The organism is Candidatus Avelusimicrobium alvi (assembly GCF_958451995.1).
In the GTDB taxonomy this organism is placed as follows: Bacteria; Elusimicrobiota; Elusimicrobia; order Elusimicrobiales; family Elusimicrobiaceae; genus Avelusimicrobium; species Avelusimicrobium alvi.
The window spans coordinates 1-6,773 of the sequence record NZ_CAUDSG010000055.1 but is presented as its reverse complement, the minus strand read 5'-3'; the positions used below and the strand labels follow the sequence as shown (position 1 = coordinate 6,773).

The following is a 6,773-nucleotide window of genomic DNA, read 5'->3' as shown; positions in this document are numbered from 1 at the left end:
AAAGAAGAAAGATATAAAAGGCTTGTATTGTTTTTTTTTTTTTGATAAATTGGGGGAAGACCTATTGGGTCGTATCCCCTCGCATACCTCGCTTAAACTCTTCTCTCCGGGGATATTTAGGCCATTCCCGCAAGGATGGAAGGAGTTTCTATGAAACGTATTCTTTTGTTTTGTCTGTCTCTGTTCTTGTCCGTACCTTCTTTTGCCGAGATTATCTCTTCGGTCAGCTTTAATCCGTCTCGTATGGGTGAATATACGTATTTAAAGATAACGGATAAAGCCAATTTAAAAGGAGGCTTAAACGCCACCACAATGAACATTAACTCCGGCGGCACCGTAACGATGACGACGGATAACAGCGCGCGTATTTATGACGTGCCGACGGTAACGGGCGCGTCGGGTTCCGCTATCAATATGCCGAATACGGCTTTCCACGGCAATACGTCCAATACGTATTCCAGCTATAAATCGGAAAGCACATCCGCCCCGTCGGGTCTTTTACCGAGTGTAGCGGCCAAAGGCGGCACGCAGACATATAATAATGATTCGTATATCCAAACCTTGGACGCCGTAAATATGCTCAAACAGAAAGTGGGGAGTTTAAAGGGCGGCACTTTGGAGATTACGGGCAACAGCGGAAGCACGGTGGGATTGTACGACAGCGGGAATACGGCAGGTTTCCACTTGGCGGGGAATGAGATCCCGGAGCCGACGGCCGCGCATACGAACACGAATACGAATTTAACCGGGTGTCAGCTGGTATGGGAGAAGCGCAAGACGAGCGACAGCCCGGCGAAAGAAGTCTATTTATTGGGGCTTCAGGGGTGTAATGGGGCTTCTTCGGGAGCTTGTACAAGTGATTCTGCTTTAGTGAGTAACTGTAAGGGCTCTTCCGGTACCTGGAATTATGATACCTGTGAATGTACGTGCCCATCAGGTTACTTACTTACGCCCTCTACGCAGAAATGCGTAAAATTGACACTTCCCGGCGGCGGAGGGGGCAGTGAACCGTGTATTGAAAACCCGACATGCGGGCAGTGCCTCAATCCTCCCCAGTGTTCAATAATAGGATATTGCAAGTGTTATAAAACCGATATAACCTATTAGAATTTTAAAACCAATCTCCCGGAAACCGTGCTGGACCGGGAGATTTTTAATCGGCGCAAAGAAACAGCAAAAACCCCCGCGGGACTAGTAACCGCGGGAGTTTTATATTCGGAGTTTGTTATTCCGTTAGGATTAACTATTTCGCCTCTTGAGCGGCTTCGGCGGCCGGAGCGGCAGCTTCGCCGGCGGAGGGAACCACTTTTTTCAGTTCCTGCAAGCGGGCGGCTTTACCGGAGAGTTTGGTCAAGTAGTTAAGCTTGGCTCTTCTGACCTTGCCGATTTTTAATACTTCAATGCTGTCCACGCGGGGGGAGTGGATGGGGAAAATGCGTTCCACGCCGACGCCGAAAGAAATCTTGCGTACGGTGAACGTTTCGCTGATACCGCTGCCCTTGCGCGCGATTACCACGCCGTCAAAGGCCTGAAGTCTTTCGTTGTCGCCTTCCACGACTTTTACTTTGACTCTGACGGTGTCGCCGGCTTTGAAAACCGGGACGTTGGTTTTGAGATTGTGTTTAATTTCGTTGATATTCATAAAACTTACTTCCTCCGAATCGTTTTTTTCTTTTGGACCTTTTTTGACTTTAGAGAGGCGGTTTCAAGCAAATCGGGTCTTAACTGTTTTGTAAGCTGCAAAGCTTGTTCGCGTTTCCACGCTTCTATTTCTTTGTGGTTTCCGTTTAAAAGCACCGCCGGCACTTTCCGCCCGCGCCACACTTCCGGGCGCGTATACTGCGGGGCTTCCAGCAAGTTGCCTTCAAAGGATTCCGAAGACGTTACGCCTTCTTTCTTAAAAGTGCCCGGGCGCAGCCGGGTTACGGCGTCTATCATCACGCAGGCGGCCAGTTCGCCGCCGGTAAGGATAAAATCTCCCAAAGACACTTCCAAATCCACCTCGGGATAAATCCGGGCGTCTATCCCTTCGTAATGTCCGCACACAAAAATCAGGTGGCGTTTTTTGGCCAGTTTCTTAGCCAAAGACTGGCTGAAGACTTGGCCGCGCGGACTGGTTAATACCACGTACGAGGTCTTTTTGCGCAGACTCCGGATTGCCTGATAAAGCGGTTCGGCTTTCATCAGCATTCCGGGCCCGCCGCCGTAGGGACGGTCGTCAATGGTTTTGTGCTTGTCCTCGGCGAACTGCCGGGGGCTGAGCGTGCCCAGTTTGATTATCCCCGCCTTGCGCGCACGCCCCACAATGCTGTGGGACAGCGTGTTGTCTATCATTTCTTCAAAAGCGGTGATAACGTCTATTTTCATTAATCTTCCAGCTTTAGGGTAACTTTCTTGTCCTGTTTGGCGGCTGCGGCGTTTAAAACGGTTCTGACCGCTTTAATAATGCATCCGTCTTTCCCAATCACTTTACCTTTGTCGGCGGCGTCCACCTTCGTGGACAGATAAACTTTGTTCTGCTCCACCTTTTCTTCCACTACCACATTGTCCGGGGTGGAGGAAAGAGATTTTAAAAGCAGGGTGGCAAGTTCTTTCATAAACGCCCCGTGTTATTTGGCGCTGGCTTTTTTAATCAAGCTGGCGACGGTTTCGGAAGGCTTGGCGCCGACTTTAATCCAATATTCCACTCTGGGCATATCCAACTTTACTTGTTCGGCCGCGTTCGGGTTGCAGGGGTGATACTGGCCCAACACTTCTTTGGCTTCTCTGCCCACCGCGGAGGATTTTTCAATCGCGACGACTCTGTACTGAGGCTGGGCTTTTTTGCCGACTCTCTGTAATCTGATAACTACTGCCATTATGACTCTCCTTGTTTGCTTTTACGTTGGCGTAAAAGACTGATAATTAAATGTCCGAGGCCGCCTGTCTGATTTGCTTGAGGGCCAATACAGGGTCCGCGGCTTTGAAAATTGCATTGCCGGCCACCAAAGCGTCCGCACCCGCCCGGGCTGCCAGGGGGGCCGTCTGCGCGTTGATGCCGCCGTCCACTTCCAGCCAGATATTGCGGCCGGAACGCGTGATAATATCGCGCACGCGCCGGATTTGTTCTTCGCTGGAAGGCAAAAACGCCTGCCCGCCGAAGCCGGGTTGTACGCTCATCACCAGGACTAAATCCAACAAATCCGCCAGGGGGGAAATAAGCTCCGGGTCGGTGTCGGGTTTGATGGAAAGGCCGGTTTTTACGCCAAAGCTTTTAATAAACTCAAGCGCGCCGACTATTTCGTCCTTCGCTTCCACGTGCACGGTAAGCAGGTCCGCTCCCGCGCGGGCAAAGGCTTCAATAAACAGCATCGGCTCTTCCACCATCAAATGTACGTCTAAAGGTAAATCGGTTTTTCCGTTCAAAGAACTCACGACGGACGGACCGAAACTTAAATTCGGCACAAAGTGCCCGTCCATCACGTCCACATGCAGCCAGTCCGCTCCGCCGTCCTGCACTGATTTTACTTCCTCGCCCAAGCGAAACAAATCGGCCGACAGAATGGAAGGCGCAATAGATATTTTACCATTTGCGGCGGGCATTTTGGAAGTTTTTATCATTGCAGTTCTCTTTCGCGCACCAGGATGCCGTCTACAAACACGCGCACCGCGGCCTGGTCCGTGTACGGGATTTCCAGGTCAATCTTGGAGCCGGGCTGCTTGGTTTCGTTCAAAATTTCGTTGTCGCCCGTTGCGTCTTCCACCGTTACGCGCACGCGGCTGGCGTTTTTGCCCTGCGGCATTTCGTAATGGAGGTGATAGGTTTTTTCGTCATTGGCCGTTTGGCGGCGGCTGACGATGACTTCCAGGTTCGTCCCGGGCGCAATCTGGCTGTCCGCCGCCGGGCGCTGCTCGGCGATGGTGCCGTTGGGGAACACGGAAGACGCGTCTTCTTTAATGATTAAATTGATGTTTTGCGAGCTCGCCCACAAAGTGGCTTCGGCCAGTTTTTTGCTCTTGAAGTTGGGCACCAGCACCACGCTGGCCGGCGGCGCGCCGTTGGAAAGCACGAGCGACACTTTTTCGCCTTTTTGCACCATGCTGTCCGCCTTGGGGGTTTGGGCGACGATAAGGCCTTTCTCGTAGGTGAGCGAGTAGGCATTGTCCACTTTATCCACCAGCAGCCCCGCCTGGCGCACGGCCAGCTGGGCGCTTCTTAAATCGGTCCCCACGGTGTTGGGCACGAAAACCATTTCGTCGCCCTGGCTGATCCACACGCGGATGACGCGGCCTTCGCGCACGGTGGAACCGGCGGAGGGCAGCTGACGCAGGACGGAGCCCGGGGGCACGTTTTGCGCAAACTCCACGCCCGCCTGTTTGATGGCCAGGTTGTTGGCGGCCAGCATATCCAGCGCCTGGGTGATGGATTTTTTAGTGATGTCCGGCACCGTAACTTCTTTGCGGGTATGCACCAGCGCGCCGAACACCCAGTCAATAGAAACAAAGATGAGCGCGGCGAAAAACGCGGCAATCAGCCCCGCGACAATCCATTTGGTGCGGCCGGATTTTTTGGTTTTTTTTAAAAAATCTTCAAAATTTTGGTCGTTTTGTGCGGACATTATTCTATAAACGCCCCGTCGCCAGCCTTCAGCCCGCGTCCGTTTGCAAACGCGTCTGCGGCCATGGGTTTTTTCCCGGCGGGGTGTACCTCTTTAAACCATATGCTTCCTTCTTTACATTTTACTAAAATTCCGCGGTTTCTTTCAATTAAAAGAACGGAGCCGGACGCCGCCGGTCTGTCCTCTTGGGCTGGCGCAAGTTCCGTGCGGACCAGCTGGAGCCACTCCGTTTTGTTGTTATGCGTAAACGGAACCTTGGGCTTGGGGCCGCAGGCCAGTCCGCGCGCGCGGTCGTTTAATTCTTTGGCGCTAAGCAGGGCGGGGCGCAGGAGAGCGTCTTCTTTTTGAAGCATGGGCGCGAGGGTCGGCTCGCCTTCCTGCGGCGTTTGGACGATACTGCCCGAAGCAATTTGCGCGAGCGTTTCTTTCAGCCCTTCCAGTCCCAGCGGGATGAGTTTGGCAAACAGTGTTTGTGCGTCGTCCTGCGGCAAGATGTCGCACTCTTTTTGTAAAAACAGCGGGCCGTCGTCCATGCCGGGGCGAATCCAGAAAACGGAAATCCCCGTGCGGGTATCCCCTTGTATAAGGGCCTGCTGCACCGGGGCCGCGCCGCGCAGACGGGGCAGGAGCGAAAAGTGAACGTTTAAAATGCCGAGTTTGGGCAGTTCCAGAAAATTGGGGCGGAAAATTTTACCGTACGCCACGGCGACGCCCAAATCAAACGGAACGGCGGCGATTTTGTCAAAATCGTCTTTGAGTTTTTCGGGCGATAACACGGGCAGGCCCAGCTCCAGCGCGCGCTTTTTGACGGGGCAGGGCGTGATTTCCATGCCGCGCCCGCGCGGTTTGTCGGCCTGCGTAACGACGAGCTGAACGTCCGTGGTTTGGTGCAAGAGTTCCAGGTAAGGAACGGATAAATCGGGCGTTCCGAAGAAAATGGTTTTAAGTTTGGGCATATAATCTAAATTTTAACAAATTTAGCCGTGCGATATGTAACGGATGGGGCCGTTTCAGAATAGGCTTGACGCGTTTTTTTTTTTTTGATAAATTTTGTTAAAAGCAAAATTTATCAAAAAAAGGAGAGGCACATGAAAAATGCGTCTGCGAGGCGTATAAATGGCTTTACGCTGATAGAACTTTTGGTGGTGGTGTTAATTATCGGCATATTGGCGGCGGTGGCGGTGCCTCAATATGAAAAAGCTGTTTTGAAATCAAGGATTCAGGCTAATATGTCGCTTGTCAAATCTATTGTGGAAGCAGAGGAATTGTATTATTTGGCTAATGGACAATATACGCCAAATATGGAGGATTTGGATATAACGCTTCCCTCTTATACGTACATTAGAGGCGGTTCGGATTGGAAGGAATATCGTATTGGAGAGGATGTAAAGTCTAAAATTGCTTTAAACGCCGGCTCTTACAACTTGGATGTATATTTTTCGTACCCCGTTCCGGGCAACAACGGCATGACGCACACGCTGGAGCTGAGGCTAAAATTTATGAATCGGTCTTCCAATAAAGCTTTGGCGGGAAAATGGGTGTGCAGGGACCAGAAAATCGCCGCTATGACAAAAATTTGTAACAGCATGGGCTTTACCGTGCGGGAAAGTGATTATTTGTTGCAATTCTAAAGCTTTAAGCGATGGCTGTTTTTTGTGCCGATTTTTTATTTTTTCCCAATAACAAGCCTCCTTTTGGGGGCTTGTTTAATTTTGTGGAGAGGGAGGGATTTGCCTTCCAGTAAAATTCCTGACGGAATTTTCTTGCAGGCTGGGCTCGCGGTTTTGGCCTTTCGGCAGCGTGCTGCCTCAAACCAAAACATCGCTCCGCCTTTCAAATCCGCGCCGCACCAAGCAGTTGGTGCGGCTTCTGATTTCCGCCAATAAAAAATCCCCCGGATGGGGAATTTTTAACTGGCGGAGAGGGAGGGATTTGGCCACAAGTCGCCTCGTTGACCCTCGGCGCTCGCGGCCCCGCCTCGCCATGCTCGCCTTTGCCTGACGGCAAAACTCGCATAAAGCTCCGGCTTTCAAATCCCGACGCGGCATAAAGCAGTTTATGCCGCTCCACTCTCTCTTTAGAAATCAAAAACCCCGCTTTCGGCGGGGTTTTAAATTTCTACGGAGAGGGAGTCCGTTGGTTCCTCTTCTGAACAGTAGCGTTTTTGGTAGCGGT

General features: G+C 51.7%; 8 protein-coding genes and 1 pseudogene. 2 read left to right on the top strand and 7 right to left on the bottom strand.

Annotated elements, in window-relative coordinates:
• Positions 1-150 precede the first annotated feature (150 nt).
• Positions 151-1,107 (top strand): hypothetical protein, encoded by a 957-nt coding sequence (locus ACQY36_RS07730; RefSeq protein ID WP_428078690.1) that lies wholly within the window; start codon positions 151-153, stop codon positions 1,105-1,107.
• A gap of 199 nt (positions 1,108-1,306) precedes the next feature.
• On the opposite strand, the pseudogene rplS reads toward ACQY36_RS07730, so the two are convergent.
• The 7 genes and pseudogenes from rplS to fmt form a co-directional block, all read right to left on the bottom strand.
• Positions 1,307-1,642, bottom strand: a pseudogene (gene rplS / locus ACQY36_RS07725) (50S ribosomal protein L19); the annotation flags it as partial.
• A 5-nt stretch (positions 1,643-1,647) separates the two neighbouring features.
• The gene (gene trmD / locus ACQY36_RS07720; protein ID WP_428071680.1) at positions 1,648-2,367 is read right to left on the bottom strand and encodes a tRNA (guanosine(37)-N1)-methyltransferase TrmD; all 720 of its coding nucleotides are present in this window, start codon (positions 2,365-2,367) and stop codon (positions 1,648-1,650) included.
• A complete protein-coding gene (locus tag ACQY36_RS07715; protein WP_428056467.1) occupies positions 2,367-2,597 on the bottom strand; it encodes a KH domain-containing protein in 231 nt (76 codons plus the stop codon). Before ACQY36_RS07715 ends, trmD begins: the two co-directional genes overlap by 1 nt.
• A gap of 12 nt (positions 2,598-2,609) precedes the next feature.
• Positions 2,610-2,858 carry a 30S ribosomal protein S16 gene (rpsP, locus tag ACQY36_RS07710; RefSeq protein WP_428071678.1) on the bottom strand — a complete coding sequence of 83 codons (249 nt, stop codon included), beginning with the start codon at positions 2,856-2,858 and terminating at the stop codon, positions 2,610-2,612.
• A gap of 46 nt (positions 2,859-2,904) precedes the next feature.
• On the bottom strand, positions 2,905-3,600 hold the full coding sequence (gene rpe / locus ACQY36_RS07705; protein ID WP_428056469.1) for a ribulose-phosphate 3-epimerase: 696 nt from the start codon (positions 3,598-3,600) through the stop codon (positions 2,905-2,907).
• Entirely contained in the window at positions 3,597-4,598 is a 1,002-nt protein-coding gene (locus ACQY36_RS07700; RefSeq protein WP_428056470.1) for a PASTA domain-containing protein, read from the bottom strand. Before ACQY36_RS07700 ends, rpe begins: the two co-directional genes overlap by 4 nt.
• Positions 4,598-5,554 (bottom strand): methionyl-tRNA formyltransferase, encoded by a 957-nt coding sequence (gene fmt / locus ACQY36_RS07695; RefSeq protein WP_428078688.1) that lies wholly within the window; start codon positions 5,552-5,554, stop codon positions 4,598-4,600. The genes ACQY36_RS07700 and fmt overlap by 1 nt, the downstream gene beginning before the upstream one ends.
• Positions 5,555-5,686: 132 nt before the next feature.
• On the opposite strand from fmt, the gene ACQY36_RS07690 reads away from it, so the two are divergent.
• Complete coding sequence (locus ACQY36_RS07690; protein ID WP_428078686.1) at positions 5,687-6,229, top strand: type IV pilin protein; 543 nt, start codon at positions 5,687-5,689, stop codon at positions 6,227-6,229.
• Positions 6,230-6,773: the final 544 nt, after the last annotated feature.

Excerpts from the sequence above, each read along its gene's own strand:
- trmD (WP_428071680.1), bottom strand. The coding sequence starts at position 2,367 with ATGAAAATAGACGTTATCACCGCTTTTGAAGAAATGATAGACAACACG.
- rpsP (WP_428071678.1), bottom strand. The coding sequence starts at position 2,858 with ATGGCAGTAGTTATCAGATTACAGAGAGTCGGCAAAAAAGCCCAGCCT.
- ACQY36_RS07700 (WP_428056470.1), bottom strand. The coding sequence starts at position 4,598 with ATGTCCGCACAAAACGACCAAAATTTTGAAGATTTTTTAAAAAAAACC.
- ACQY36_RS07730 (WP_428078690.1), top strand. The coding sequence starts at position 151 with ATGAAACGTATTCTTTTGTTTTGTCTGTCTCTGTTCTTGTCCGTACCT.
- fmt (WP_428078688.1), bottom strand. The coding sequence starts at position 5,554 with ATGCCCAAACTTAAAACCATTTTCTTCGGAACGCCCGATTTATCCGTT.
- ACQY36_RS07690 (WP_428078686.1), top strand. The coding sequence starts at position 5,687 with ATGAAAAATGCGTCTGCGAGGCGTATAAATGGCTTTACGCTGATAGAA.
- ACQY36_RS07715 (WP_428056467.1), bottom strand. The coding sequence starts at position 2,597 with ATGAAAGAACTTGCCACCCTGCTTTTAAAATCTCTTTCCTCCACCCCG.
- rpe (WP_428056469.1), bottom strand. The coding sequence starts at position 3,600 with ATGATAAAAACTTCCAAAATGCCCGCCGCAAATGGTAAAATATCTATT.